Source organism: Winslowiella toletana (assembly GCF_017875465.1).
In the GTDB taxonomy this organism is placed as follows: domain Bacteria; phylum Pseudomonadota; class Gammaproteobacteria; order Enterobacterales; family Enterobacteriaceae; genus Erwinia; species Erwinia toletana.
Window position 1 is genome coordinate 4213279 of the sequence record NZ_JAGGMQ010000001.1, and the last position, 26260, is coordinate 4239538.

Sequence of the window (26260 nt, forward strand, 5' to 3'; positions counted from 1 at the left end):
TTAGCGCTGGCCTCGATGACTTACTGTAAACGCTGTTGCAGATAGCGCTGGTAATCGGGGATCTGGATCGCAACCGCCTGAGCAAACAGCGGAGAGTGGATAATAAAATCGGCGGTGGAACGGTTGGTCGCTACCGGGATATTCCATACCGTGGCCAGCCGTAGCAGCGCTTTGACATCGGGATCATGTGGCACCGCATTCAGCGGATCCCAGAAGAAAATCAGCAGGTCGATTTTGCCTTCCGCAATCAGTGCGCCAACCTGCTGATCGCCGCCCATCGGGCCACTCAGCATGGCATTCACTTCTAAACCGGTCTCACGCTGAATAAGGTTACCGGTGGTGCCGGTGGCGTACAGAGTGTGTTCACCCAGCAGTGCTTTATGGGTATTGACCCACTCCAGCAACGACGATTTACAGTGATCGTGCGCTACTAAAGCAATATGTTTTGACACGGGAATGGTACGGCTGGTCTGCTCCATTAATGCATCCTGGTTTTGCGTAGGGTGATGAAATAAGGGCTTATACAGCAGTGAGTTTACCGCTGCTTACGCTAAAACATCAACTTGCGCGCAGTGCTTTCATCCACAACACCAGACGCTGACGGGTAGCGGAATCAACCTGGTGATACCACAGATTAAGCAGGCGTTCTGCTGCTGTATCATTCAGCGCCAGATCGGCAGGCGGCTGCTGGGTAATGCTGGTGGTGGCCTGCGGCTCGGCAAAACGCGGTACTGAAGCCACCTGGCCATTACGGTTATAGGCGATCATCGCTTTTTCCAGATCGCTGTTATGGCTGGTCAGCAGGCGATCGCGTTTGCTGGCAATTTCTTTACCCTGCTCATCAACCAGCTGGAAATCAGGTGTGGCATCGAACTTTTTTCTTTCGCTCGGCGTTTGCAACGCTGGCAAACGGATAGTGATTGATTTTGCCTGGGCATTAAAGGTGGCAATCAGCGGCACGGAGAGATATTGCCGGTCGTGGGTAACCGTTTTTTCGACGCGAAACAGAAACTGGTGTTCGCCACGCTCCAGCTCAAGCCCTTCAGCGCCTTTTAGCAGAGAACCGGAAATTTTACGTCCATCCAGCACCAGCAGATCGATTTCAGGCGCCAGTTTAAGCGTGGTCGCATGGCAGGATGCAGCAACCAGCAGGGCGATTAAACCTGAAAGCACCAGACGCAGTTTCATTATTACTCCAGGGAACACGAGGACGGCTGATTAGGTTACGAATGTATCAAATTCTTACATTATGGCAGCATATTAACATTTGAACATATTTATTCGTGCTATCAATCCATAAAAAGCGACTCGCCGGTTTATTCCTCTTCTTCCGACCACAGATAACCTAAAATGTTTGCATTCATCGCAACAGGAGTGGGATATGAACGATCAAACAATTGCGGATGTGTTGAGGTCAACGAAGCGTATTGCGCTGGTGGGCGCCAGCGATAATCCGTCGCGTCCCAGTTATGGCGTGATGGCGTATCTGTTGTCACAGGGGTACGAGGTAACGCCTGTCAGTCCGAAACTGGCCGGGCAGCAGCTGCAGGGACAACAGGTGTATGGCACGCTGGCGGAGATCCCGTATCCGATCGATATGGTCGATGTGTTTCGCAACGCTGAGGCCGCCTGGGAAGTCGCGCAGGAGGCGATTGCCATCGGCGCGAAAACACTGTGGCTGCAAATCGGGGTGATTAACGAGCAGGCTGCAGTACTGGCCGGTGAGGCAGGGCTGACCGTGGTGATGGATCGCTGTCCAAAAATTGAGATACCGCGTTTAGGTTTAGCCAGAAGCTGATAAACAAAACCCCGCAGCGGCGGGGTTTTTATTTAATGGCGCAGACGTGGTGCCTGCAGCTGTCGACGGATGGAGGCCGCCAGCGCATCAAGAGAGGGTTGTTCCGGGTGCTCCCCCTGTGTTTCCCAGGATAACTGCGATTCAGCAAGATAGGTATGGATTGGCTGTCCGTTGTCATCTTCCATAATCACATGATACCAGGGAGCGGCGCGCAGCGCTTCGCTATCCGCCAGCTCATCACTGTCTAAATCCGCTAATGAGTATTCCGGATCGACATCAACCACCACCCCGAGATAACCAAGCAGCCGGTGGCGGACTTGTTGGCCGATACCAAATTTACTGGCAATCATTGTGACCTCCTGAGAAACATTGCCCTGCCTCCAATATGGGGACAGGGACTTTGTTTTCAAGTCACAGAACGCGGCAGGCAAAGCCCTTCAGATACATACCTTCCGGATAGCTGGCGATAACCGGGTGATCAGCGGCCTGACGGAACTGCTCTATAAATTGTACATCACGGCGCGCATCGAGGGCGGCATCCGCGATGATTTTTTGAAATAAATCAGTTGCCATTAAGCCAGAACAGGAGAAGGTCAGCAACATGCCGCCTGGATTCAGCAGCTGCATCGCCAGCATATTGATGTCTTTGTAGCCGCGGCAGGCGCCTGCCAGCTGATTTTTGTTTTCAACAAATTTTGGTGGATCCATCACAATCAGGTCGAACTTCTCGCCGCTGTCGCGGTAGGTGCGCAGCAGTTTAAAAACATCGTCGCGCAGGAATTGCGCTTTTGACAGATCGAGGCCATTCAGCTCGACGTTCTGTCGGGCGATATCAAGCGCCGCCTGCGAGGTGTCGACGCTAATCACTTCACTGCAGCCGCCCATCAGCGCAGAGACAGCAAAACCACCGGTATAGGAGAAGCAGTTAAGCACGCGGCGATCTTTGGCATAACGACGTGTCGCCAGACGACTGTCGCGCTGATCCAGATAGTAACCGGTTTTATGGCCGCCCTGAATATCCACCAGCAGCTTCATGCCATGTTCGGTAATCGGCAGCAGTGGCGGTGGCAGCTCACCGCAAACCACGCCCTGCGTCAGCTCCAGTCCCTCTTTCTTACGCACCGAAACATCAGAGCGATCATAGATGGCGCAGTCCGGATAACATTGTGTCAGGGCGGCAATCAGCGGTGCGCGCTGGTACTCAGCGCCAGCGGAGAGCAGTTGCAGTACCAGGAAATTGCCAAAGCGGTCAATAGTGACGCCAGGCATACCGTCAGATTCACCGGCAATCAGGCGATAGCTGTCGAGATCGTCACGCCGGGCCAGCCAGTCGCGCAGCAGCTGCGCCGCCTGCAGACGTCGGACAAAGAAATCGATATCAACAGACTCGTCCTGTTCCCAGCTCCAGACGCGCGCGCGGATCTGAGATTGCGGCGAATAAGCGGCGCGTGCCAGCCATTTACCCTGGCTGTCGCAAACATCAATGGTTTCGCCACTGGATGCTTTGCCTTCCAGACGCGCCACCGCGCCGGAGAATACCCATGGGTGACGACGTAACAGGGACTTTTCACGGCCCTTAGCGAGAATCAAACGAACGGTCATATTTTGCTATGCTTACCTGGAGAAAATTTGGCGCCATTGTCCGGTGCTGGCCGCAAAATTGCACGAAAAATTGTAATTGCTGCTAATGGGGGACTGTCTCCGGCGGGGAGGGCGTCAGTTTACGGTATTGAATCGCATAACCGGAGGTCAGGATGTCTTCAGCAGACAATAAGTGCATAAAAGTATGGGTACATGGCATGGTGCAGGGCGTCGGCTTTCGTTATTCCACTCAGGTGCAGGCAAAAACGCTGGGGTTAACCGGCTATGCGCGTAACCTGGATGATGGCAGTGTCGAGGTGCTGGCATGCGGCGCGGAACAGCGGGTTGATGAACTGGTGGCCTGGCTGAAAGCGGGCGGACCACGCAGCGCACGGGTCGATAAAGTGCTGACCGAGCCGCATCAGCTCGCTGAATTGCCGCGTAGCTTTACCACCGGGTAACTCAGAGACATTTTACCGGTTTAGGCAGGCCAGCAATTTTGGTTGCCTGCTTTGCCGGACCTTCCGGAAACAGGCGGAACAGATAACGGCTGTTGCCTTTCTGTTCACCAAACTTGTTTGCCATCGCTTTGACCAGCATTCGCACCGCCGGCGAGGTGTTGAACTCGAGATAGAATTGACGCACAAAGCGCACCACTTCCCAGTGAGCGTCAGTCATGACGATCGCTTCTTCTGCGGCGATCTGCAGCGCCAGCGCTTCGCTCCAGTCGCTGAGATGTTTCAGATAACCCTGCGCGTCGCGCTCAACCTCTTTACCTTCAAATAACACGCTATTGCCTCATTAACCATTTACGTCGCGCAGTTTAGCAAACTTTTCCGCAGGCAAAAATAAAGCCCCGCATTTGCGGGGCTTTATCTGTCTGTCAGACTGAATTAGTTGCTACGGGCGAAGCCGAGGATGCTTAACAGACTGATAAAGATATTATACAGCGAGACATACAGGCTGACGGTGGCGCGGATATAGTTGGTTTCACCGCCATGGATAATATTGCTGGTTTCCCACAAGATGGCGCCGGCGGAGAACAGAATAAACATCGCACTAATCGCCAGATGCAGCGCCGGGATTTGCAGGAACAGGTTAGCCACCACGGCCACCAGCAGCACCACAAAGCCAGCCATCATCATGCCGCCAAGGAACGACATATCTTTGCGCGTGGTCAGCACATAGGCTGAACAGCAGAAGAACACCAGCGCGGTTCCGCCTAACGCCAGGGCAATGGTATCGCCCATTCCGGCACTGAGGTAGCTGTTAAGAATCGGGCCGAGGCAGTAGCCAAGGAAGCCGGTAAAGGCAAAGGCAGCCAGAATACCCATTGGGCTGTCAGCCAGTTTATGGGTCAGGAACATTAAGCCGTAGAAGCCAACCAGCATCAGGATCAAACCCGGTGAGGGCAGCGCAAACACGGTGCTGGCGGTGGCCGTAATGGCCGAGAAGGTCAGCGTCATGCCCAACAGGAAGTAGGTATTGCGCAGGACTTTGTTGGTACTTATTAGCGAGCTTTCGCGGGTGGAAGTAACAATGCGATCCATATAAAGAGCCTCTTATCAGGTCACAAATATAGCTGTGACAATAGGGATTCAGGCCAGACAAAGAAAGTCGTTTTACCCTTCTTTACGCGTTAAACCGCTGATAATTCGCGCGCGCTGGCGATAATTACGGCAAAAACACCACGGTTGGCGATTTTTCAGGCGAACGAATCAAAACAGGCTTTACAACACTGGGGCACATGTTTATAGTGCGCCTCATTGCGGAGGGGTGGCCGAGTGGCTGAAGGCACCGGTCTTGAAAACCGGCGACGGGAAACCGTTCGAGAGTTCGAATCTCTCCTCCTCCGCCATCTTCTCTTAGCGTCCTGCTAAATGTGTAAATTACCTAAATTACTGCTCGACATCTCAACGTATAATGTTCTGCGTTGGCAATAAAACCCTTCATTGTCAGATCAAATTCCCCAGGTGCTGGCGACAGAATACCACGGGCTGCGCTGTATAAAATCAAGATACAACACCTGGTCAAAAAGCGCATATGGGGTAATTACCCCCTTTTCAGTGCGGACTTAATCTGTTATGGCAAGAATAACGGTGAGAAAAGCATAAAAAATGTTTAAGTATTTTCGCGGATGTGATAATTAAATGTTCTGTCTGTGCCGCGTGGTTGTGTTTATTAATATTATATCTTAACTATTAATTAACTCTCTAAGGATGGGGAAAACAATGGATATTCATACATGCCAGCAAGCCAGCGCATCGCGATCATTTAGCAATGCCGTGAGCAGTAACCTCGATTTATCTTATTATGATATTTCATTCTCAGTCATTGATACTCAATCATTGCGCGTGGTTGCGGTAACCTCAAACTATGAATGGCATCTCTGTTACTGGGGGTATGATCTCGATAAAGAATTAAACCAGCGGCTAATTACGGGTGTGCGAACCTGGAATAATTATGATCTCAGCCATGCGACTGTTTTTGCAAAATGCTTGCCGGAGAGAAACACAAAAATAGATATCTGTACCCGGCATGGCGCCTGCTTTGAAATTATGTCAGTCAGCAGCAGCAACGAAATGGAATTTACTCAGATCATCAGCCTGATGAGACTCAAGCCCGCCATTAGCGCAATGGCAAGAAATCTCTGCAGAAAAAAACAGGATGAGCTGTCACTGCCGTTACGCAGTCGTGAAACGGGGCGAGTTGTTGAAAAGGTAGCTGCTATTTCACTGATTAATCATGATATATGGCAATTTGGCCATCTTACTTTTACCCGACTGGAAATGGATAGCATTCGTCAGTTACTGATGTGCCGGTCGATGAAAGAAATTGCCTGGGCCCATCAATGCAGTGTTAAAACAGAACATAACCGCCTCAATAATATCAAAATGAAAGCCGGTTGCCCGCACCATCCTAACTCATCATTATTTGATATATTAAATCGCAATGGAGTGACTCAGGCATGCCTGGAAAACTTCACCATATCTCGTTAACCTGTCGCGATTTACTTGCCTCTCAACTATTTTACCAGCAGTTTGGTTTTGTCGCCGTTCAAAAATATGAAGATGATGATGTGGTTATTTTGTTCCTTAAAGATGAGAGTCTGTTTATTGAGTTGTTCCACTTTAAGCGCTTAACCAATCCTGTTATTCAGGCAAAGCGTCTGGAAAATATTGGTTTGACCCATCTGGCATTAAAAACCGGTTGTCTGGCCACCAAACGTCATTTGCTGGAGCAAAGGGGGCATATCTGTCAGGAAGTTCATAATGCCAGAGTGAGTAATTTTCGTTACTTCTTTACTGCCGATCCGGATGGCAATTTAGTTGAGATTATTGAGGAGCCTTAATATGAGATGGAGACAAAGGATTGGTGTTGTCGCAGGGAATGCGATGGAGTTTTATGATATTGCAGTGTACGCCGCCATCTCAGGATGGCTGTCGTTGCTGTTTGAACAGCAGGGAGTAGGGCATGGCGCTGCAATTGTCTGGGGGATATTTGCTCTGCGTTTTCTTATCCGACCACTGGGCGGCATCGTTATCGCCCGCTATGCAGAGAAACGCGGCAGGAAAGCAGCATTGATCTTTACCAGTACTTTAACCGGCGTAGCGACATTCGCCATGGCCTTTCTGCCAGTGTCGCTGCTCGGACACACGGTCATTGCCGCCTTTTTGCTGTTGCAAATGCTGCAGGCTTTCTCCTTCGGCGGCGAATATCCCACGGTAATTAACTATTTACTGAGGGATGCGAAAAGTAATCAGTTTGGCAGAATCAGCGCCATGATTGTCGCCAGCTCAATGGTCGGTGTGGTTGCTTCAGTCAGCATTGTGCTGGTGCTTAGCGCCATCCTGAGTGATGAACAGATGCTTGATTATGGCTGGCGCATACCACTGGTGATTGGCGGCCTGAATATTGTCCTCAGCTTCTGGTTCCGCGCCCGCCTGCCTTTTCAGGCGCCCGAGGCGAGGGCAGAACAGAAAAACCGTTTACTCAATAAACACACCCTGTTGATCTTCTTAATCGCTATTCCTGGCGCAGTGGTGTTCTATATCCAAAATATGGCCAGCACGCTGATGGGTAACGCGTTGCTGATCGGCGAGATAAAAGCGTTTTATCCCATTTTCAACTCACTGTTATTAATGATGATGGTGATCGCCGTCGGCATCTGGGTGGATAAGTTCTCCAGTCCGTTAAAAATCTTTAACCGCGGCGCGCTGTTACTGCTGATGCTGGCACCACCGCTCTACTGGCTAATGGATAGCCTGTCACTGCTGGTGATAGCGCTGGCTGCGCTCTCGCTGTCATTTATTACTGCTCTGATTCTCGCCAATATGGCCGCCGTGTTATGGCAACAGGCCGGCGGTCAGGATTTGGCGCTGAGCCTTGGCTATAATCTTGCCCTGTCCATTTTTGGCGGTTTAACGCCGGTAATCGTTAATACGATTATCCCTTCTGGTTTTCTCTATGCTGGTCTCTATGTTGCGGCATCGGTTTTGCCGCTGTTTCTGGTTAATAAATTTCAGGCTGAAAAGACAAAAACTGGCAGAACGCTGATCGCCGGTAAATAACTGGCGCCATAAAAGTACAGAATTTCAGCTTAACAACTTAAAAGACAAGCAATTAGCGCATATTTTCGACGGTCAGCAACAATAGCGCTAATTGCCTGTTGCTCTCATACAATCAAACTACTACACTGCTACGCATCTTGAAGAGCTGAGCCAGACATTACAGTGCTTTGAGATGACTTTAGTAATAAAGTCTGCGGAGGGGTGGCCGAGTGGCTGAAGGCACCGGTCTTGAAAACCGGCGACGGGAAACCGTTCGAGAGTTCGAATCTCTCCTCCTCCGCCATCTTTATTCCCGCTTGTGCCATGAACATTTCTGTTCAGACTCTCTTTGTTATACTCCCTCAATACTTTGTCTGTGCGCGACTTTAACGTCCGGTTGTCACTTCACTGATTCTGAAAAACATCCTGTTGCTTTTCAATCTGCTATTGGCACTAAACCGTTGCTGCCAGAGTCTGCTATATTGCTAACACAATCTACGTCACTGCAAACGTCCGGGGCTTTTCGGTACTGGGCAGGTTATGATGTTCCGATATTTTTCGTTGTCCGGTCGCGGGCAGCGTGTTTGATAGCCGGGATGTTTATCATCTGAATCAATGGAATAAGCACAATGATCAAAAAATATACTCTCTGCGCGTTATCCGTACTGGCCGCGTTACCTGTCGGGTTCTCCGCCATTGCCGCGGATGGCGATTTGCAGTTACAGCAAGTATTGATGATGAGTCGCCACAACCTGCGTGCCCCGCTGGCGGATAATGGCAGTGTATTAGAGCAATCAACGAAAAAAACCTGGCCGCAGTGGGATGTTCCCGGCGGTCAGCTGACCACCAAAGGCGGCGTGCTGGAAGTTTACATGGGCCATTACACCCGTGAGTGGCTGGCGCAGCAGGGCCTGGTGAAAAATGGCGAATGTCCGGCGTCAGATCAGGTATTTGCCTATGCCAACAGCCTGCAACGCACTGTGGCGACTGCCCAGTTCTTTATTACCGGTGCTTTCCCGGGCTGTGATATTGCTGTTACCCATCAGGATGAGATGGGCAGCATGGACCCGATCTTTAATCCGGTGATCACCAATAGCAGTGAAGAGTTTAATAAGAAGGCGCTGACGGCCATCAATGCCGCCGGTGAGAAGCTGAGCCTGAAACCTGCTTACCAGCGCCTGGAAAAGATCATCGATTATAAAAATGCCCCGGCCTGTAAAGATAATAAACAGTGCAGCCTGAGCGGCGATAATCAGAATAAATTTAAAGCGAATAATGGTGAAGAGCCGGGCGTTGCCGGCCCGCTGCGCGTGGGCAATTCGCTGGTTGATGCTTTCACTCTGCAATATTACGAAGGTTTCCCGATGGAGCAGGTAGCCTGGGGACAGATCAAAACCGCTGAGCAGTGGAAGGAACTGTCAGCAATTAAAAATGGCTATCAGGATGCGCTGTTCACTTCAGCGGATGTTGCGCGCAATGTCGCTGCGCCGCTGGTGGACTATATCCGCAGTCAGCTAATCGATCAGGACAAGGCATCAGCGCCAAAAGTCACACTGATGGTTGGTCATGACTCTAATATCGCTTCACTGCTGACCGCGCTGGATTTCAAACCTTATGACTTGCCAGGCCAGAATGAGCGCACGCCAATTGGTGGTCAGGTGGTATTTGAACGCTGGCATGATCCTAAGAGCGATAAAGACCTGGTGAAAGTAGAGTACGTTTACCAGAGTTCTGAGCAGCTGCGTAATGCCGAACCACTGACGCTGAAGAATCCGCCACAGCGTGTAACGCTGCAGATGAAAGGCTGTGAAACCGATGCGAATGGCTTTTGTTCATGGGAGCAGTTCACCCAGGTGCTGAATACTGCGGTGCAGGGTACTGCCATGCAGCGTGCGGCGCCGGCTGCTCAGCCTGCCGCCGCGCCAGCTGCCGGACAGGATGCAGCGAAAGTGGCCGCAGATAAAGCCGCTGCCGCCAAAGCAGCAGCTGAGAAAGCGACTGCCGACAAGGCCGCCGCAGATAAAGCCGCGCAGGAGAAAGCCGCTGAAGAGAAGCTGGCGGCAGATAAAGCTGCTGCTGCCCAGGCTGCTGCGGATAAAGCCGCCGCAGACAAAGCGGCATCTGAGAAAGCGGCAACTGATAAAGCCGCCGCCGATAAAGCTGCAGCTGATAAAGCTGCTGCTGATAAAGCTGCTGCTGATAAAGCCGCAGCGGCTAAGCCTCAGTAAATCTACGGGCGGCGAGAACGCCGCCCCTGCACCCGCATGACCATAGGGGCGGCGTTCTCGCCGCCCGTGATAGATAAAAAAAGGGCCGACAATTGTCGGCCCTTACTGTTTCTGGCAGCGAATAACGTTTTACGCTTTCGCCACTACCACCAGTTTCTGATTCACAAACTCTTTGATACCGAGATCGGACAGCTCACGACCAAAGCCGGAGCGTTTCACGCCACCGAAAGGCAGCTCAGCAGCGGTATCGGTCATGGAATTGATATACACCATGCCGGTTTCGATCTGTGACGCCAGTTTTTTACCGCGCTCGATATTGCTGGTAAATACTGATCCACCGAGGCCGTAGTGAGAATCGTTGGCCAGCTGCACCACTTCTTCATCATCTTTGACCACGTAAACTTGCGCCACCGGACCGAAGAACTCTTCGAAATATGCCGGGTTGTCGCGCGTGATGCCGGTAAGAATCGTCGGCTGATAGAAACAACCTTCGCCTTGCGGAACGTTGCCGCCAAAGTGCAGTTTCGCGCCATTATCCACTGCCGCTTTCACCTGTTTTACCAGCGTATCGCGTGCGCCGGCGGAAGAGAGCGGGCCTAAAGTGGTGCTCTCATCCAGCGGATCGCCCAGCTTCGCCGCTTTAAATGCCGCGGTGAATTTCTCAAGGAAGGCGTCAGCCACTTTCTGATGGACGATAAAACGTTTAGCGGCAGTACAGACCTGACCCGCATTATTAAGTCGCGCCTGTGCGCCCTGTTTTACGGCTTCATCGAGGTCGCAGTCATCCAGCACGACAAACACATCGTTACCGCCCAGTTCCAGCGTCGATTTTTTCAGGTATTTTGCCGCCTGTGCGGCGACAATGCTGCCCGCTTTTTCTGAACCGGTCAGCGCGGCGCCCTGAATGCGATCGTCAGCAATCAGCTCCGCTACCTGATCATTCGAAATAAACATATTGGTCCAGGCGCCTTTTGGTGCACCGGCATCCAGCACCATCTGCTCAAAGATGCTGGCGCAGTGCGGCACGATGCCAGCATGTTTGGCCAGCACCGGATTACCGGCGGCAAGGTTTGGCGCCAGCACGCGCATCAGCTGGTAATAAGGGAAGTTCCACGGCTCCACCGCCATCAGCACGCCAATCGGGTGGTTCTCAACCCAGGCTTCGCCGAGGTCGGTAGGATAACGGGTTGGTTGCAGAAAACGCTCAGCATTTTCCGCATAATAGCGGGCGATTTGTGCGCAAAGCTTTACTTCGCCACGGCTCTGATTAATCAGTTTACCCATCTCTACGCTGGCGATTTTCGCCAGTTCATCAACACGGCTGTCAATAATATCGGCCAGCTTTTTTAGCACCTGCAGGCGCGGCTGGATGTCACCCTTCGACCAGGATGATTTATACAGTTTTGCTGCGGTATCCAGCGCTTGCTCCACTTGCTGCGGGCTATGGTCCGGCCATGATTTAATCAGCTTATTATTCGCCGGATTGATGGTTTGATATGCAGACATTGATTTACTCCCTGATTACTCTCCAGCCAGTGATGGCCGGGGACAAAATATTTATTCCGGGCAGGCAATTTCCCGCCCGGACAGTACCGATTCAGACATTTTTACGATTGACCACTTTGTCATCCCAGGTCAGTACGTCTTTATCGGTTTTCTCAAAGGCGCGCAGCAAGACATCATCGCTGCCTTGTTGCTCCCAGATTTTTTCAGCGACTATTTCGTCATACGCTGCGACTTCAAAAATCGCTTCAGCGATTTCCGGCGAGGTATGACGCAGGCTTGCCCATTCTCCTACACGATGTGCTTTCGACTGTTGCGTTGCCATGTTTGCCTCCTGAAAGGTGAGATTAACCGTTTAGTTTTGCCGCCAGTGTGGCGACATGTTCGCCCTGATAGCGGGCGATAGTGAGTTCTTCTTCACTGGGCTGACGTGAGCCGTCACCGCCAGCGATAGTGGTGGCGCCATACGGGGTGCCGCCACGTACCTCGCTGATATCAAACAGCTCTTTGGTGCCGTAACCGATCGGCACAATCACCATGCCGTGATGCGCTAAAGTGGTCCAGGTCGATGTGATGGTTTGTTCCTGACCGCCGCCGGTGCCGGTTGAGGCGAATACGCTGGCCAGCTTGCCGTACAGCGCGCCTGAAGCCCAGAGCCCACCGGTACGATCGAGAAAGGTGCGCATCTGACCTGCCATATTGCCAAAGCGCGTTGGCGTGCCGAAGATAATGGCGTCGTACTGCGGTAATTCATCCGCGGTAGCTTCCTCTGCCGCCTGCTGGGTTTTGCCGCCCACCTGCGCAAAGCGTTCTGCGTCCATGGTTTCTGGAACGCGTTTGATGGTCACTTCAGCACCCGGAACTTTACTGGCGCCTTCAGCTACCGCTTTGGCCATGGTTTCAATATGTCCGTACATCGAATAGTAGAGCACAAGAATCTTCGCCATTGATTATCTCCGTGGTGGATGGGTGATTGCAGATTAAAAAACTCGCTGGCCCGGAACGGGCCAGCGAGTGCGTCAGAGTTTTTTTCGGGGTTTTTGCGGCATTTTGTCGCCTGATTCAGGCGCATTTTTTGGATCGTCTTTAGCCGGACGGGGCTGTGGTTTTGCCATCATATTTCTCCTGCATAGTAATGCGATTGATGAGGCGATAACTAAAGTATAGAAGAGAAAGTCACATTTTGCCGGATGCGACGGTTATTGAAGGGAGGCGGCAGCAACGTCGATGGACACGGCGGCTATTTCGATAGTGCTTATAACGGTTTAAGTGAAGTCTGCGGAATTAAATGAATTTTATAGCCGATTGTTTGTTTCTAAATATAAATGAGCGCCAGAAAACAGGTCGTTTCGTCTAAACTGAAAGTGGTGGTGATGACAAGCGGGCTTCCTTCTGGTGCCCGATTCCGCCACCTCCTTTCGCCAACAGCGAAGGGGGCTTTAGCAATATGATGTCTTAACTATTCGGAGGTAAGAAATGGCAGAACATCGTGGAGGCTCTGGTAATTTCGCTGAAGACCGTGAGAGAGCATCAGAAGCTGGCCGTAAAGGAGGTAAAAGCAGCGGGGGAAACTTTAAGAATGACCCGCAGCGCGCCTCCAAAGCAGGTGAAAAAGGGGGACGGAGCAGCGGCAAGAAATAACTGCCTGCTGTCTGTTGTCTGAGTATTTCCCCCAGCCGCCGGGTGATGCCCGGCGGTTTGCCTGATAAATGATTTATCCCCATTGACCTGTTTACCTCCTCAACGCACACTGACGCCCAATTTATTAAGTGGATCGGGCTATGTCGGCATTTCTCTCGCGTTATAAATTCAGCATCAACCTGCCGGAAGTGGTGTTAATCCTGATTACTGTGTTATGGGGTGGCACTTTCCTGGTGGTGCACCATGCGATGACCGTCAGTGGCCCGTTCTTCTTTGTCGGCCTGCGTTTCGCCACTGCTGCGCTGCTGCTGGCGCTGGTATCGTGGAAAACCCTGCGTGGATTACGCTGGCAGGAAGTGAAGGCCGGTGCGTGGATAGGGCTGGCGATTGCCGGTGGCTATGGCCTGCAAACCTGGGGAATGCAGACCATCTCCAGCAGTAAATCCGCCTTTATTACCGCTATGTATGTGCCGCTGGTGCCGCTGCTGCAATGGCTGTTTTTGCGCCGCATGCCGGGGATAATGGCGTGGACTGGCGTAATCCTCGCGTTTAGCGGTCTGTTGCTGCTGGCCGGGCCGGAAGGTGACACGCTGGCGTTTAGTGCTGGCGAGATCGCCACGCTGCTCAGTACGCTGGCGATTGCCGCCGAAATTATCCTGATTAGCGCCTGTGCCGGGAAAGTGGACGTGCGGCGCGTCACCATCGTGCAACTGGCGGTGGCCTCGCTATGTGCATTTGCCTTTATGCTGCCCAACGGCGAGTCGGTTCCGGCGTTCTCACCGTATCTGTTGTACAGCGCTATCGGTCTCGGCGTCGCCAGCGCGCTGATTCAGGTCACCATGAACTGGGCGCAGCGCAGCGTTTCACCGACCCGCGCCACGGTGATTTATGCTGGTGAGCCGGTGTGGGCGGGGATTGTCGGACGTATTGCCGGTGAACGGCTGCCGGGCGTCGCGCTGCTTGGCGGTGCGTTGATCGTGCTGGGCGTACTGATCAGTGAGCTGCGTTTAAAACGCAATAAAAAGGCGAAGGATAAACCTTCGCCTGAGCAGGTTACGCAAAACCTTTAGCTGTCCTGTGGCAATGCCTTGCTGTCGCTGAGCGTTGTCGCCCGGCGATGGCTGAGAATCGCATTAAGAATAATCGCGCCGAAGGTGGCGGTGCCGATGCCGCCGAGGGTGAAGCCGCCAATATTGAGGGCAAAATCACCGGCGCCCAGTACCAGGGTGACGGCGACCATAATCAGGTTGCCGTTCAGGCTGAGATCAACATTGTTCTGCACCCAGATGCGGGCGCCGGCAACGGCAATCAGGCCAAACACCACAATTGATGCGCCGCCAATCACCGCTGACGGGATGGTGTGGATCAGCGCGCCAAACTTCGGAGAGAAGCCGAGCAGCATCGCGATCACCGCTGCGGCGACAAACACCAGTGTCGAGTAGACTTTGGTCACCGCCATCACGCCAATATTTTCCGCATAGGTGGTGACGCCGCTGCCGCCTGTTGCGCCGGAGAGCATGGTCGCCAGGCCATCACCGACAAAGGCGCGGCCCATATAAGGATCAAGATTGCGCCCGGTCATGCCGGCTACCGCTTTGAGGTGTCCGAGGTTCTCCGCCACCAGAATCACCGCCACCGGCGCAATCATAAACATCGCCTGCATGTTGAAGGCTGGCGCGGTGGTTTGCGGCATGCCAAACCATGGCGCGCTGGCCAGCAGGCTGAAGTCTACCGGTTTGCCAAAGCCCAGCCCGTTGGTAAACAGCGCATACACCGCCCAGGCCAGCATCAGCCCGACGAGGATCAGCAGACGCTGCACCATGCCACGGGTAAATACCGCGACGACGCCGATACACAGCACCGTCATCACCGCCATCCAGCTGTCAAACATTGAAGCTGACACGCTGCGTACCGCAATCGGCGCCAGATTGAGGCCGATAGCCATCACCACCGCGCCAGTGACCACCGGCGGCATCAGACGCTCGATCCAGCGGGTGCCCGCTTTCATTACCACCAGCCCCACCAGTGTATACAGCAGACCGCAGGCGATAATGCCGCCCAGCGCCACGCTGAGGTTTGGATTCAGTCCCTGGCCATTAAAGCCGGTTACCGCGATCACCACGCCAACGAAAGCCGCGCTGGAACCGAGATAACTTGGCACCCGGCCACCGGTGATCAGGAAGAACAGCAGGGTGCCGATGCCGGACATCAGAATCGACAGATTGGGATCAAGCCCCATCAGCAGTGGCATCAGCACCGTTGCGCCAAACATCGCGACCGCATGTTGCAGGCCCATAATAATGGTCTGCCCGGCGGGCAGAGTTTCATCAGGGGCGACTAAACCATTGTCAGTGACCGCCGATTTTTTACGCCATTGTGGAAACCAGGAACCAGACATCGTTTTCTCCCTACCCTAAGCATTAACAGAGGCCGTCAGATGGCGGATTAACTGGCTTCCTGCCGCATCAGATGATGATATCCACGATCAAAATAGATCAGGCCGTGCGTATCGTCGTTACACACCAGCGCCTGTGCTTCACAGAACAGAATGTCATGGGTGCCCACGCTGACCACCTGAGTGACTTTGCAGTCAAAAGAGGCCACCGCGCCCGCGAGGATTGGCGATCCGGTCACCAGCGTTGACCATTCGGCGGCAATAAAACGCTCCGCCATTGTGGTTTTACCGCCAAACAGGTTAGAGAGCGATTCATGACCGGCGGCCAGCGTATTGACGCACAGGGCCTGGTTTTCAGTGAACGCCGGATGCACCGAGGCTGAGCGGTTCAGACAGACCAGCAGCGTCGGCGGACTGTCGGTGACGCTGCATACCGCCGAGGCGGTAAAACCCGCGCGACCGCCGGGACCGTCGGTGGTGATAATATTAACCGCCGCGCCAAGACGTGACATGGCATTACGGAATTCCTGTTTTTCAACACCGGACGCAGCCAGTGGCAGGGTATGCAGCGACATGCTTTACTCCTTATCCGAGCACGCAGGCGTCGGCAAAATCGAGGCGCGGCAGACGGCCATACACTTTACTGGCATCGCCGTAGCCGATATTAACCAACAGATTGCTTTTCCAGCCGCTATCGGCAAAAAAGGCGGCATCCACTTTGGCGCGATCAAAACCGGACATCGGACCGGTGTCGAGGCCGAGTGCACGGCAGGCGATAATCAGATAAGCCGCCTGGAGCGAGCTGTTACGGAAAGCGGTCTCTTCCGCCAGTTCCGCGCTGGAGGTAAACCACGAGCGCGCGTCGCCATGAGGAAACAGGGTTGGCAGCGCATCATAAAATTGCGGATCCCAGGCGACGATGGCGGTAACCGGCGCGCTCATGGTTTTCTCAAGATTGCCGCTGGAGAGTGTGGGGCGCAGTTTCTCTTTGCCTTCCGCACTGCGCACAAACACGAAGCGCGCCGGACTACAGTTAGCCGAGGTCGGTCCCATACGCAGCAGCTGATAAATGTCCGCCAGCTGCGCGTCCGTAACGGGTTTATCCTGCCAGCCATTGTGGGTGCGCGCCGCAGTAAACAGGGTGGCGAGGGCTTCGCGGGTTAGTGGTTCTGCCATGATGGCTCCATTAAAGTGGGGGTGATCGCTGCCGGGTGTGGGCTGTTCAGCCACTCCAGCAGCATTGCGTTAAAAGTCTGGCTGTCGGTGACGCTCATCGCATGGCCTCCCCATTGCATCTTTTTGAGCGTCGCATTGGGCAGGGCATTAAGCAGCGTTTCCGAGCAGGTCCAGGGCACCAGAAGATCGTCCTGTGAACAGATCAACAGCACTGGCTGCGTAATATTCGCCGCCGTGATGCTGAAATCTGTCTCCATTAATGCATGCAGACGGCGCAACAGGTTTTCCATCCCCTGGAAGTGAGCGACATTCAGCGTATCTTCCGCTTCAATACGCACCTGATTATCGGACAACCAGTCAGCGGGATAGAGAAACAGCGGCTGGGCGCGCACAAAGGCTTCGATGCCCACATTCAGCAGCAGGTCGCGACGGACATGAAAGCAGCGCCGGGTATGGGCATCAAGCGTTAACCAGCCGTTGATCACCACCACGCGCGCTACCCGTTCGGGATAATCCAGCGCCATCTGCAGGCCGATCAGACCACCCAGCGCATGGCCCACCACATCACACTGGGTGATGTCGTTTTTCGCCAGCACCATCGCCAGTTCGGCGGCCATATCCTGCATGCTGTAACCATCAGGCAGCGTATCCGGGCTGCGTCCGGTGCCACGCTGGTCATAAACCACCACACGATACTGCTCACGCAGCGCGTTTAACTGCGGGAGCCAGAAGTTGCCCGAGCCGCCCAGACCGGCCGAGAGCACCACGGTTTTTGCCTGCGGATGTTGCTGACCTGATAGCTCGATATACATATCGCTGCCCCTATTTGCCAATATGCGCCACGCTGGCGATCTCGATAAGTGCGTCCGGTTTCACCAGACCGCACTGAATACAGAAGCGCGCCGGTTTCTCGCCGGGAAAGTACTCGGCATACACCTGATTGACTGCCGCATAGTTGCTCCAGTCAGTGATAAAAATCGAGTTAAAGGTGACGTCATCCATGGTGCCGCCAGCAGTTTCAATCACACTTTTAATTGTCTCCAGCACGTGACGGGTTTGCGCCGCCGCATCGCCGATATGCACCACATTGTTCTGCTTATCGAACGGCAGAGTGCCCGAGACATATACCACGCCATCAGCAAGGGTGCCGGGAACAAACGGGGCGATGGGAACTGTCGTGCCTGGCGGCGTGATCACGGTTTTTGGCATAGCAACGTCTCCTTAATGGGGTCAGGCCTGGCGCTTAAGCGGCATGGCAGGGGATTGCAGGGTGCTGCAAAAGCTGTCGACATCGGAAACCCAGCCGAAGAAGGTTTCGATATTAAAAATGGCCGCCTGCTGGGCGAAGGCCGGACCGGCCTGATAAGTCGCGTCTTCCAGCACCACGCCAAAATATTCAAGGAAAAAGCCATCGCGCAGCGTCGACTCGACGCAGACATTGGTGGCGATACCAGTGAAAATCAGATGACGAATACCGCGGCTACGCAGCATGCTGTCCAGCGGCGTATTGAAAAAGCCACTGTAGCGCGGTTTCGGCAGTACAATATCGCCTGCCTGCGGTTGCAGCTCGTCAACCAGCTGGTAATCCCAGCTGCCTTTCGCCAGCAGCGTGCCCTGTAATTCGGGATTTTTGCGCATGGTTTTCAGCGCATTGGATTTATGAAAGTTTGGCGAGCCGGCGCCACCTGCGTCCACATACTGGTCATCCCAGCCGTTCTGGAACCAGATAATCTGAATGCCAGCGGCGCGTGCTGCGTTGACCGCAATATTGATTTTCTCAATTACCGGTTTGGTGGCGGAAACATCAAAGCCTGCGAGGTCGAGATAACCGCCCTCGGTGGCATAGGCATTTTGCATATCGACCACAATTAGCGCCGTCTGCTGCGGCGGAAAAGCGATCGCTTCCGGGCGCGCAGGCAGCGTCAGGTTGTTTTCCGCCGCAGCGGTGGAGCAAACGACGGTGTCAGCAGTATTCATCAGGCTACCTCTTTTGCGGCGTCAATGACGTCAATGCGGCTGGTCATCAGTGGCTGGATACGTTCGCCAAAGGCTTCGATACCCTGCAGGAAATCATCAAAGGTCAGCAGTACACCCTGGGTGCCGTCTACCGTAGCGACTTCATCCAGCATGCGCGCCACCGTGGCGTAAGAGCCGACCAGCGTGCCCATATTGATATTGACTGCGGAAGTCGGATCCGCCATCTGACGCACATTGGTATCGCTGCCGGATCGCTTATCCTGCTGGCTCTGGGTGGTCAGCCACGCCAGCGCTTCTTCATCGGCGCCCGCTTTATAGTGTTCCCATTTGGCGCGCGCGGCTTCATCGCTTTCATCGGCAATAATCATAAACAGCACATAGGTGCCGACATCGCGGCCAGTGGTTTCGGCAGCGGCTTTCATGCGGCTGGCGGTGGGTGCAAAAGCAGTTGGCGTATTGACGCCTTTGCCAAAGCAGAAGTTGTAATCAGCATATCTGGCGGAGAATGCCATCCCGGCGTCGCTCTGACCGGCGCAGATCACTTTCATCGGTTTCTGCGGCTGCGGACTGAGGCGGCAGTCGTTCATGGTGAGGAATTCACCTTTTAAATCGGATTTGCCGGTGCCCCACAGATCGCGCAGCACCTGCACATATTCGGTCAGATAGTCGTAACGGCGTGAGAAGTACTCATCCCCCGGCCAGATGCCCATCTGGTCATACTCGGGTTTCTGCCAGCCGGTAACCAGATTGACGCCAAAGCGGCCATTGGAAATCGAATCGATCGTCGATGCCATGCGTGCAACAATGGCTGGCGGCAGCGTCAGGGTAGCCGCGGTGGCATAGATTTGGATGCGTGAGGTGACGGCGGCAAGGCCGGCCATCAGAGTGAAAGATTCGAGATTGTGATCCCAGAACTCGGTTTTACCACCAAAGCCGCGTAGTTTGATCATCGAAAGGGCAAAATCGAAATGATAATGCTCAGCTTTCTGCACGATGGCCTTGTTAAGCTCGAAGGTCGGCATATATTGCGGCGAATTGGTTGAGATCAACCAGCCGTTATTGCCGATAGGGATAAAAACACCAATTTTCATGTGAAACCCTCTGTTTAGCGATGGACGTGGTTCACGCGCTGCGGTGCATCCTGCAATTTCCCTCAAGGCGGCGCTCAGAAACCATTCACAAAATTATTCACCAAAAGAATTGCAAACGCTGTGCCAGAAATTAAAAGATGTTTGTAAACAGAGTGTTGGTTTAAAATCACCATATTGTTGCAGAGCAAGCGGTCCAAAACAGACCATCTGGTAAAAAATAACTGCACAATAAACATGCACAGATGTCTCATTTGAGTGCATCGCGACGTATTAGTGATGAGCAAACCACTTTGCTATCATGGGCCGACGAATAATGGAGAAGGAATCACAGTGAAGTCTTCAGAAAAAGCACCTACGCGCCGTTCGCGCGCCGTTGCCGCAAAACGTGAGGCGATCCTCGGCGCTGCACTGGAGTTTTTTTCTCAGTTTGGCATCCACGGCACCAGTCTGGATAAAGTAGCGGAGCGCGCCGATGTTTCGAAAACCAATCTCCTCTACTATTTTCCGTCGAAAGAGGAGCTGTATATCGCGGTGCTGAAAAATATTCTGGATGTCTGGCTGGCGCCGCTGCGCGCGTTTAGCGACGATCTGCAACCACTGGAAGCGATTCGCGAATATATTCGCATGAAGCTGGTGGTTTCCCGCGATCATCCGCAGGCATCACGGCTGTTCTGCCTGGAAATGTTGCAGGGCGCGCCGCTGCTGAAAGGTGAACTGGAAGGGGCGCTAAAAGCGCTGGTGGATGAAAAGTCCGCGGTGATTGAAGGCTGGATCGACCAGGGACGACTGGCGCCAGTGGAGCCGCACCATCTGATCTTTATGCTGTGGGCCACTACCCAGCACTACGCTGATTTCGCTACTCAGGTCGAAGCTATTACCGGACAAACCCTTAGCGATGACAGTTTCTTCAATCAGACGGTTGAGAATGTGCAGCGCATGGTGATTGAAGGTATTCGCGTTCGTTAACCCACCGGGAGTCACTATGGATTCGGTCTCGCAATTGGTTCTCGGCGCCTCGGTATCGATGGCGGTGATGGGGCGCAAAGCGCCGTTATGGCAGGCGGCATTAACCGGCGCGATTTGCGGCACGCTGCCGGATATGGATGTGTTTGTTGACCACGGTGATGCGATCCGCAATATGACGCTGCACCGTACCGAGAGCCATTCGCTGTTCTGGCTGACGCTGCTGTCGCCAATACTGGCGTGGCTGATTGCTATCCTGACAGGTCAGCGGCAGCAGTGGCTGCGCTGGTGGGGGGCGGTCTGGCTGGCGCTTATTACCCATCCACTGCTGGATTTAATGACGGTATATGGCACCCAGCTTGGCCTGCCGTTTACGAATTTTCCGTTTGCCATCAGCAGCATCTATATTGTCGATCCGCTGTATACCCTGCCGTTACTGATCTGTCTGGTGGTGGCGCTCTGCCTGCGTGGCAAACGTGGTTTGTGGTGGAATACGCTGGGGCTGACGCTAAGTACGCTTTATCTCGGCTGGAGTGTGCTGGCGCAAAGTTATGCCACTCATCAGATTAAAGCGGAAATGGCGCGGCAGCATCTGACGGCAGATCAGTTACTGGTGACGCCAACCGCATTTAATACGCTGGTGTGGCGCGTGCTGGTGATGACACCGGAGGGATATGCCGAGGGTTTCTGGTCACTGCTGTCGCCACAGCGCCCGTTGCAGTTGAGCCATCACGAGCGCGGTGCGGCATTGTATCAGCGCTATAAAGCTAACTGGTACGTGGAGCGTGTCGCCTGGTTTAGTCACGGCTTTTTTGCCATGCGCGAACAGCGTGGACATCTGCTGATTACCGATCTGCGCATGGGCGAGGATCCGCATTACACCTTTACCTTTGACCTCGGGAAACCGGCGCAACAGCAGGCGGTTGCGGCGTCACGTCAGGAGATGCCGCGTCCGTCGTTAGCCAGCTCATTCAGTCTGTGGTGGCGGCGTTTATAGCCGTTGAACGGGCGGCATTAACTCATGCCGCCCGCTGACTGATTATCCCGCTTTACGTTTACGTAAAAACCAGCCAATCGCCAGTAATACGAACCACAGTGGCGTGACCATCAGCGCCTGACGGGTATCCTCTTGCAGCGTCAGCAGCACCAGTACAAACACAAAGAACGCCATACAGGCCCAGCACATAAATTTGCCCAGCGGCATTTTATACACTGACTCGGCATGCAGCTGGGGACGCTTTTTGCGGTACACCAGATACGAGCAGAGAATAATGGTCCAGACAAACATAAACAGAATCGCGGAGACAGTCGTTACCATGGTGAATACTGTCATTACATCCGGGATCAGGTAAATCAGCGCCACACCGCCCAGCAGGCAGAGACAGGAGAAGAACAGACCGTTAGTCGGCACCGCACGACGTGACAGACGACCAAAGCCACGATGCGCCACACCCTGTTGCGCTAAGCCATACAGCATACGGCTGGTGGAGAAGATACCGCTGTTTGCTGAAGAGGCCGCCGAGGTCAGCACCACAAAGTTAACAATACTGGCCGCCGCAGGCAGACCGATCAGCACAAACATCTCGACAAACGGGCTGCGGTCAGGCATCACCTGGTTCCAGGGCGTCACCGCCATAATCACCATCAGCGCCAGCACGTAGAAGAAGATAATACGAATCGGAATGGCGTTAATCGCGCGTGGCAGCACGGTTTTTGGATCGTGGGTTTCTGCCGCGGCGGTTCCCACCAGTTCAATCCCCACAAAGGCAAATACCGCGATCTGGAAGCCGGCAAAGAAGCCGCTCAATCCTTTCGGGAACATACCGCCGTGATCCCAGATATTGGACAACGATGCGGTGCTGCCTGCGGAGGAAGGATAGTGAATCGCCACCAGCACAATACCGGTGACAATCAGCGCCACGATGGCGACGATCTTAATAATCGCGAACCAGAACTCCAATTCACCAAACAGCTTTACCGTCGCAATATTCAGCGCCAGGAACACCACCACGCAGAGCAGCGCACTCATCCAGATCGAGAAATCAGGCAACCATAGCTGGAAATAGGAGCTGATGGCCACCACGTCGGCAATACCGGTGACCACCCAACAGAACCAGTAGGTCCAGCCGGTAAAGTAACCTGCCCAGGGACCAAGCAGATCTGCGGCGAAATCGCTAAATGATTTATATTCGAGGTTGGAGAGCAGCAGTTCGCCCATGGCCCGCATCACGAAAAACAGCATAAAGCCGATAATCATATAAACAAAAATGATCGAAGGTCCGGCGAGGCTGATGGTTTTGCCGGAACCCATAAATAAGCCAGTACCGATGGCGCCGCCGATAGCAATAAGCTGAATATGACGATTGTGAAGATTACGCTGTAGCTTATCCGGCTCTGCGGATGTCAGCTCTGTCTCTTTAGATTGGTCAACCATAACAATTCTGTTCCTGTCAGTGATGATGTGTCAGCTCTGCTGGCTGTTATTTAATCCGGTTAATAACCAGATAAGTTGGCATAAGATAGTGTAATAAGCCGGTTAACAGGTAATTTTTTTTGTCTTCAATGAGCAGTTTTGCGCTTATTTTGACCGGATATGCTGCGGCAGAACGCAGGCAGGCAATATTGGCGCTTTTATCCGCGGTGTGCAGGTAAAGTTCGGTATAAATAGTCGTCTGACCGTTCTGAATTTTCGCAACCGGGCTATTGTTGATACGGGGTGCGTATGCATGCGAGTAAAACCTGTCGGTTGAGGAAATAGTCATCAGTGAAATTTTTGGCCGCGATAGTCATTATTATTCTGGGCGTAACGCTGGCAATGCCGTGGATAAAACAGCATCTGCCCGCCGAATATAATCCATTTACCCCGCTGGCGGTGACCGATCCCCCTAATCTGATTACCCGCTATAAACTGCGCCAGCTGGCAAAGGATCCGCAGGCTTGTCTGGCAGTGATGGAGCGCGCGCGCGACGCCGGACTGGTCTCGTTTAGCCGTCCTGGGACGATAAGCGGCCAGTGCCCGCTGGAGAATGCGTTAAGCATTCAGCGCTATGGCGACGTGCAGCTGAGCAGCCGTTTTCTCGCCAGTTGCCCGCTGGCGGTGAGTAGCGTGATGTTTGTCTTACGTGTACAGGAAAAACGCGGCAGCGGCCCATTCGCTTCGCCGCTGGCGCGCATCGACCACCTTGGCAGCTACGCCTGCCGCAATATTTATCATCGTGCGCAGGGGCGGCTAAGTGAACATGCTACAGCGGATGCCTGGGATATCGCCGGCTTTCAGTTAAAAAATGGTCAGCGCATCAGCGTATTAAATCACTGGCAACAGCCGCCAGAGAAGGCGGCATGGCTGCATCAGACCTTTCAGCAAAGCTGCAGCTACTTTGGCAACTCACTCGGCCCGGATTATAACGCCGCTCATGCCAACCATTTTCATCTCGGAATGCGCGGTTTTGGCATTTGCCGGTAGCCGCTTACAGCGCCGCTTTTTTGCCGTGCTTCAGCAAAAAAGTGCTGGCGGGCCATGAAAAAAGAAATCCTGCGATCATCGCAACCTGCAACATAAACCAGAACAATAACAGCATTGGATTGACCTGATCGTGAAGAACAAATTTCAGCGCCAGTGACATGGTAAACAGAATGCCCAGCTGATAAATCACTAACGGAAAGGTTTGTGATCGGCAGGCAAGCAGCAGGGCAGGGATTACGCGCAACGAACGGGTCTGACGGATGATCAGAAACTGAAACAACACGCCAAGCAACAGCGAGAGTAGCAGACAATAAACCCCTTCCAGCCACAGTGGGGTGACAATCGCAAGGTGCTGTAACAGTATCAGCAGCGGCACTGTCGCGCTGGTACCCAGCACGCATGCCGCGGCGCACAGGGAGGTGGAGGTAAATACCCGCTGCCATAGCAGCAGGTGACCGCCCGCATGCTGTGGGATACGCAACGCCGGTGCTCGTTTATGGAAGTGATTACGACCAAGGTACCACCACGCCAGCCAGCCGAAGAATGGCATATACAGGCCAGTGATTGGCCAGACAATGCTCATAACTGCCAAATGATGCGGCGACCTGATGAGATCCCTGGCAATCATCAGCGCAGTACAGATCCCGAGAATTAAACACAGCATGGCAAACTGGTTGAGCATGATGCTATTCCTGTTGTCGTGTCCGGATAATGTCTTTTAGATTAAATTTATTTAAATACAATTAGTTATGTGGTTTATGACTTTTCTTACAGAGCGGCTAATTTAACTTATATCTAAATATGAGCCATTAATAATAAACCGGTCAAAAATATTGAATCTTGATAAGAAAAATCTTATTCTCTGAGATCGTGATAAATGAAAATCGTGGATGCGCGGCAGTACCGGCGACAACTAATGCCGTTGATTGATGGCGCCCGCTGTTTATTTTTGTTTTAAATGAATCGAACTTCTCCTTCTGCCATGAATAATTTTCATTACTACGCGGTGCAAATACGGCAGGTTTTTCTGTTGATTATTGCAGATAATACGCCATTTTTGCGTATAAGATCTTTTTTTTACTCCGGCATTTACCAGCACAATTATAAGCGCGGCGCGAATGACACTGCGTATCGATGAGGCATTAATGACGTCCGAAAACTATTTCAGCTGGTGTGGTGAAGTCGGGGTTCTTTTCCATAATGCGTCTGAAACTGGTCAGCTGATCTCTATCGTCCAGCAGCAGATTGAACAGCTGGGCTTTGACTATTTCGCCTTAAATATCTGGCACCCCGTGCCTTTTACGCGACCTGAGACGCATCTGTTCACCACCTTTCCTGCCCGCTGGGTCAGCCATTATCGGCAGAAGAAATATGTCGAAGTAGACCCTATTGTGCGAATGCGCCACTCGCCAGGAAAAATAGTGCAGTGGAAAGAGGACATTTTTGTCGATTGCGGAAGGCTCTGGCGTGAAGCAAATGATTTTGGCCTGCGTGCCGGGTTTTCCTGTTCTATAATGGCAACTAACCGTGCCACCGGCATATTGTCTGTGTCATCACGCATTTCTTTAAAAACCATTGATGTCGATCCGACCTTTCAGATGAAATTCCAGCATCTGACGGAGCTGTATCTGACGGCGCTGATGCGTCTTGGAGACCGTTCTATGTTGGTGCTCGATATGGTGTTTACTGAGCGCGAGCTGGAAATCGTAAAATGGACCGCTGAAGGAAAAACCGCCGCAGAGATTTCGCTGATTCTGGGGATTTCGCAGCATACCGTCAATTTCCATCAAAAAAATATGCAGAAACGGTTTAATGCGGCGAACAAAACTCAGCTTGCCTGTTATGCCGCCGCCACAGGCCTAATTTAAAAAAAAGCAACTACCAATATTGGTAG

Annotated in this window: 31 protein-coding genes and 2 tRNA genes; 14 read left to right on the forward strand and 19 right to left on the reverse strand. The window is 53.0% G+C overall.

Annotation, left to right across the window (positions count from 1 at the left end; all coding sequences use genetic code 11):
* Positions 1 to 20: 20 nt before the first annotated feature.
* Complete coding sequence (locus J2125_RS19605; RefSeq protein ID WP_017802507.1) at positions 21 to 479, reverse strand: methylglyoxal synthase; 459 nt, start codon at positions 477 to 479, stop codon at positions 21 to 23.
* Positions 480 to 558: 79 nt separating this feature from the next.
* Positions 559 to 1188, reverse strand: coding sequence for a DUF2057 family protein (locus J2125_RS19610; RefSeq protein ID WP_017802508.1), 630 nt, complete (start codon positions 1186 to 1188; stop codon positions 559 to 561).
* Between the two features lie 193 nt (positions 1189 to 1381).
* Between J2125_RS19610 and J2125_RS19615 the strand changes: the two genes are divergently transcribed.
* Positions 1382 to 1798 carry a CoA-binding protein gene (locus tag J2125_RS19615; RefSeq protein ID WP_017802509.1) on the forward strand — a complete coding sequence of 139 codons (417 nt, stop codon included), beginning with the start codon at positions 1382 to 1384 and terminating at the stop codon, positions 1796 to 1798.
* 32 nt (positions 1799 to 1830) lie between these two features.
* Here J2125_RS19615 and hspQ read toward each other — a convergent pair whose 3' ends face one another.
* Together hspQ and rlmI are read right to left on the reverse strand one after the other, a co-directional pair.
* On the reverse strand, positions 1831 to 2148 hold the full coding sequence (gene hspQ, locus J2125_RS19620) for a heat shock protein HspQ (RefSeq protein ID WP_017802510.1): 318 nt from the start codon (positions 2146 to 2148) through the stop codon (positions 1831 to 1833).
* A gap of 61 nt (positions 2149 to 2209) precedes the next feature.
* The gene (rlmI, locus tag J2125_RS19625) at positions 2210 to 3400 is read right to left on the reverse strand and encodes a 23S rRNA (cytosine(1962)-C(5))-methyltransferase RlmI (RefSeq protein ID WP_017802511.1); all 1191 of its coding nucleotides are present in this window, start codon (positions 3398 to 3400) and stop codon (positions 2210 to 2212) included.
* 152 nt (positions 3401 to 3552) lie between these two features.
* On the opposite strand from rlmI, the gene yccX reads away from it, so the two are divergent.
* Positions 3553 to 3840 (forward strand): acylphosphatase, encoded by a 288-nt coding sequence (gene yccX / locus J2125_RS19630; protein WP_026111894.1) that lies wholly within the window; start codon positions 3553 to 3555, stop codon positions 3838 to 3840.
* Between the two features lies 1 nt (position 3841).
* Here yccX and tusE read toward each other — a convergent pair whose 3' ends face one another.
* On the reverse strand, positions 3842 to 4168 hold the full coding sequence (tusE, locus tag J2125_RS19635) for a sulfurtransferase TusE (RefSeq protein ID WP_017802513.1): 327 nt from the start codon (positions 4166 to 4168) through the stop codon (positions 3842 to 3844).
* A 104-nt stretch (positions 4169 to 4272) separates the two neighbouring features.
* A complete protein-coding gene (gene yccA, locus J2125_RS19640) occupies positions 4273 to 4929 on the reverse strand; it encodes an FtsH protease modulator YccA (RefSeq protein WP_017802514.1) in 657 nt (218 codons plus the stop codon).
* Positions 4930 to 5149: 220 nt separating this feature from the next.
* Here yccA and J2125_RS19645 point away from each other — a divergent pair.
* From J2125_RS19645 to agp, 6 genes are all read left to right on the forward strand, one after another.
* A tRNA-Ser gene (locus J2125_RS19645) sits at positions 5150 to 5237 on the forward strand.
* Positions 5238 to 5610: 373 nt separating this feature from the next.
* Positions 5611 to 6378 carry a hypothetical protein gene (locus J2125_RS19650; RefSeq protein WP_017799062.1) on the forward strand — a complete coding sequence of 256 codons (768 nt, stop codon included), beginning with the start codon at positions 5611 to 5613 and terminating at the stop codon, positions 6376 to 6378.
* On the forward strand, positions 6348 to 6731 hold the full coding sequence (locus J2125_RS19655; protein WP_017799061.1) for a VOC family protein: 384 nt from the start codon (positions 6348 to 6350) through the stop codon (positions 6729 to 6731). Before J2125_RS19650 ends, J2125_RS19655 begins: the two co-directional genes overlap by 31 nt.
* Position 6732: 1 nt before the next feature.
* Complete coding sequence (locus J2125_RS19660; protein WP_040462185.1) at positions 6733 to 7950, forward strand: MFS transporter; 1218 nt, start codon at positions 6733 to 6735, stop codon at positions 7948 to 7950.
* A 195-nt stretch (positions 7951 to 8145) separates the two neighbouring features.
* A tRNA-Ser gene (locus J2125_RS19665) sits at positions 8146 to 8233 on the forward strand.
* 325 nt (positions 8234 to 8558) lie between these two features.
* A complete protein-coding gene (gene agp, locus J2125_RS19670; RefSeq protein WP_017802515.1) occupies positions 8559 to 10157 on the forward strand; it encodes a bifunctional glucose-1-phosphatase/inositol phosphatase in 1599 nt (532 codons plus the stop codon).
* 129 nt (positions 10158 to 10286) lie between these two features.
* Here the strand turns inward: agp and J2125_RS19675 are convergent, their stop codons facing one another.
* From J2125_RS19675 to wrbA, 3 genes are all read right to left on the reverse strand, one after another.
* On the reverse strand, positions 10287 to 11663 hold the full coding sequence (locus J2125_RS19675; RefSeq protein WP_017802516.1) for an NAD-dependent succinate-semialdehyde dehydrogenase: 1377 nt from the start codon (positions 11661 to 11663) through the stop codon (positions 10287 to 10289).
* Positions 11664 to 11754: 91 nt separating this feature from the next.
* Positions 11755 to 11985: a YccJ family protein gene (locus J2125_RS19680; RefSeq protein WP_017802517.1), complete on the reverse strand. Its 231-nt coding sequence runs from the start codon at positions 11983 to 11985 to the stop codon at positions 11755 to 11757.
* Positions 11986 to 12007: 22 nt separating this feature from the next.
* Positions 12008 to 12607: an NAD(P)H:quinone oxidoreductase gene (wrbA, locus tag J2125_RS19685; protein WP_017802518.1), complete on the reverse strand. Its 600-nt coding sequence runs from the start codon at positions 12605 to 12607 to the stop codon at positions 12008 to 12010.
* A 529-nt stretch (positions 12608 to 13136) separates the two neighbouring features.
* Here wrbA and J2125_RS19690 point away from each other — a divergent pair.
* Together J2125_RS19690 and J2125_RS19695 are read left to right on the forward strand one after the other, a co-directional pair.
* Complete coding sequence (locus J2125_RS19690; RefSeq protein ID WP_071590531.1) at positions 13137 to 13301, forward strand: con-10 family general stress protein; 165 nt, start codon at positions 13137 to 13139, stop codon at positions 13299 to 13301.
* Positions 13302 to 13441: 140 nt separating this feature from the next.
* Entirely contained in the window at positions 13442 to 14371 is a 930-nt protein-coding gene (locus tag J2125_RS19695) for a DMT family transporter (RefSeq protein WP_017802521.1), read from the forward strand.
* Here the strand turns inward: J2125_RS19695 and rutG are convergent.
* From rutG to rutA, 7 genes are read right to left on the reverse strand one after another with little or no spacing between them, the layout of a single operon-like run.
* Complete coding sequence (gene rutG / locus J2125_RS19700; protein ID WP_017802522.1) at positions 14368 to 15699, reverse strand: pyrimidine utilization transport protein G; 1332 nt, start codon at positions 15697 to 15699, stop codon at positions 14368 to 14370. The two genes, J2125_RS19695 and rutG, sit on opposite strands and share 4 nt — an antisense overlap.
* Before the next feature lie 47 nt (positions 15700 to 15746).
* Complete coding sequence (gene rutF / locus J2125_RS19705) at positions 15747 to 16271, reverse strand: NADH-dependent FMN reductase RutF (protein ID WP_017802523.1); 525 nt, start codon at positions 16269 to 16271, stop codon at positions 15747 to 15749.
* A 10-nt stretch (positions 16272 to 16281) separates the two neighbouring features.
* Positions 16282 to 16872 (reverse strand): malonic semialdehyde reductase, encoded by a 591-nt coding sequence (locus J2125_RS19710; protein WP_017802524.1) that lies wholly within the window; start codon positions 16870 to 16872, stop codon positions 16282 to 16284.
* Positions 16857 to 17684 carry a pyrimidine utilization protein D gene (gene rutD, locus J2125_RS19715; RefSeq protein WP_017802525.1) on the reverse strand — a complete coding sequence of 276 codons (828 nt, stop codon included), beginning with the start codon at positions 17682 to 17684 and terminating at the stop codon, positions 16857 to 16859. The genes J2125_RS19710 and rutD overlap by 16 nt, the downstream gene beginning before the upstream one ends.
* Positions 17685 to 17694: 10 nt before the next feature.
* Positions 17695 to 18081: a pyrimidine utilization protein C gene (rutC, locus tag J2125_RS19720; protein ID WP_017802526.1), complete on the reverse strand. Its 387-nt coding sequence runs from the start codon at positions 18079 to 18081 to the stop codon at positions 17695 to 17697.
* Positions 18082 to 18102: 21 nt separating this feature from the next.
* The gene (gene rutB / locus J2125_RS19725; RefSeq protein ID WP_017802527.1) at positions 18103 to 18849 is read right to left on the reverse strand and encodes a pyrimidine utilization protein B; all 747 of its coding nucleotides are present in this window, start codon (positions 18847 to 18849) and stop codon (positions 18103 to 18105) included.
* Positions 18849 to 19940 (reverse strand): pyrimidine utilization protein A, encoded by a 1092-nt coding sequence (gene rutA, locus J2125_RS19730; protein ID WP_209499527.1) that lies wholly within the window; start codon positions 19938 to 19940, stop codon positions 18849 to 18851. Before rutA ends, rutB begins: the two co-directional genes overlap by 1 nt.
* A 330-nt stretch (positions 19941 to 20270) precedes the next feature.
* Between rutA and rutR the strand changes: the two genes are divergently transcribed.
* Both rutR and J2125_RS19740 read left to right on the forward strand, forming a co-directional pair.
* A complete protein-coding gene (gene rutR, locus J2125_RS19735) occupies positions 20271 to 20906 on the forward strand; it encodes an HTH-type transcriptional regulator RutR (protein WP_017802529.1) in 636 nt (211 codons plus the stop codon).
* A 16-nt stretch (positions 20907 to 20922) separates the two neighbouring features.
* Positions 20923 to 21900 (forward strand): metal-dependent hydrolase, encoded by a 978-nt coding sequence (locus J2125_RS19740; RefSeq protein WP_017802530.1) that lies wholly within the window; start codon positions 20923 to 20925, stop codon positions 21898 to 21900.
* Positions 21901 to 21942: 42 nt separating this feature from the next.
* On the opposite strand, the gene cycA is transcribed toward J2125_RS19740, so the two are convergent.
* Together cycA and J2125_RS19750 are read right to left on the reverse strand one after the other, a co-directional pair.
* Positions 21943 to 23337: a D-serine/D-alanine/glycine transporter gene (cycA, locus tag J2125_RS19745; RefSeq protein ID WP_017802531.1), complete on the reverse strand. Its 1395-nt coding sequence runs from the start codon at positions 23335 to 23337 to the stop codon at positions 21943 to 21945.
* Between the two features lie 46 nt (positions 23338 to 23383).
* Positions 23384 to 23665, reverse strand: coding sequence for a hypothetical protein (locus J2125_RS19750; RefSeq protein WP_017802532.1), 282 nt, complete (start codon positions 23663 to 23665; stop codon positions 23384 to 23386).
* Between the two features lie 2 nt (positions 23666 to 23667).
* Here J2125_RS19750 and J2125_RS19755 point away from each other — a divergent pair, with 2 nt between their 5' ends.
* Complete coding sequence (locus J2125_RS19755) at positions 23668 to 24366, forward strand: extensin-like domain-containing protein (protein ID WP_017802533.1); 699 nt, start codon at positions 23668 to 23670, stop codon at positions 24364 to 24366.
* Positions 24367 to 24370: 4 nt separating this feature from the next.
* Here the strand turns inward: J2125_RS19755 and J2125_RS19760 are convergent, their stop codons facing one another.
* Positions 24371 to 25048, reverse strand: coding sequence for a DUF4396 domain-containing protein (locus J2125_RS19760; RefSeq protein WP_017802534.1), 678 nt, complete (start codon positions 25046 to 25048; stop codon positions 24371 to 24373).
* Positions 25049 to 25511: 463 nt separating this feature from the next.
* On the opposite strand from J2125_RS19760, the gene sdiA reads away from it, so the two are divergent.
* Positions 25512 to 26234, forward strand: coding sequence for an autoinducer binding domain-containing protein (gene sdiA / locus J2125_RS19765; protein ID WP_026111896.1), 723 nt, complete (start codon positions 25512 to 25514; stop codon positions 26232 to 26234).
* The last annotated feature ends 26 nt before the right edge of the window (positions 26235 to 26260 follow it).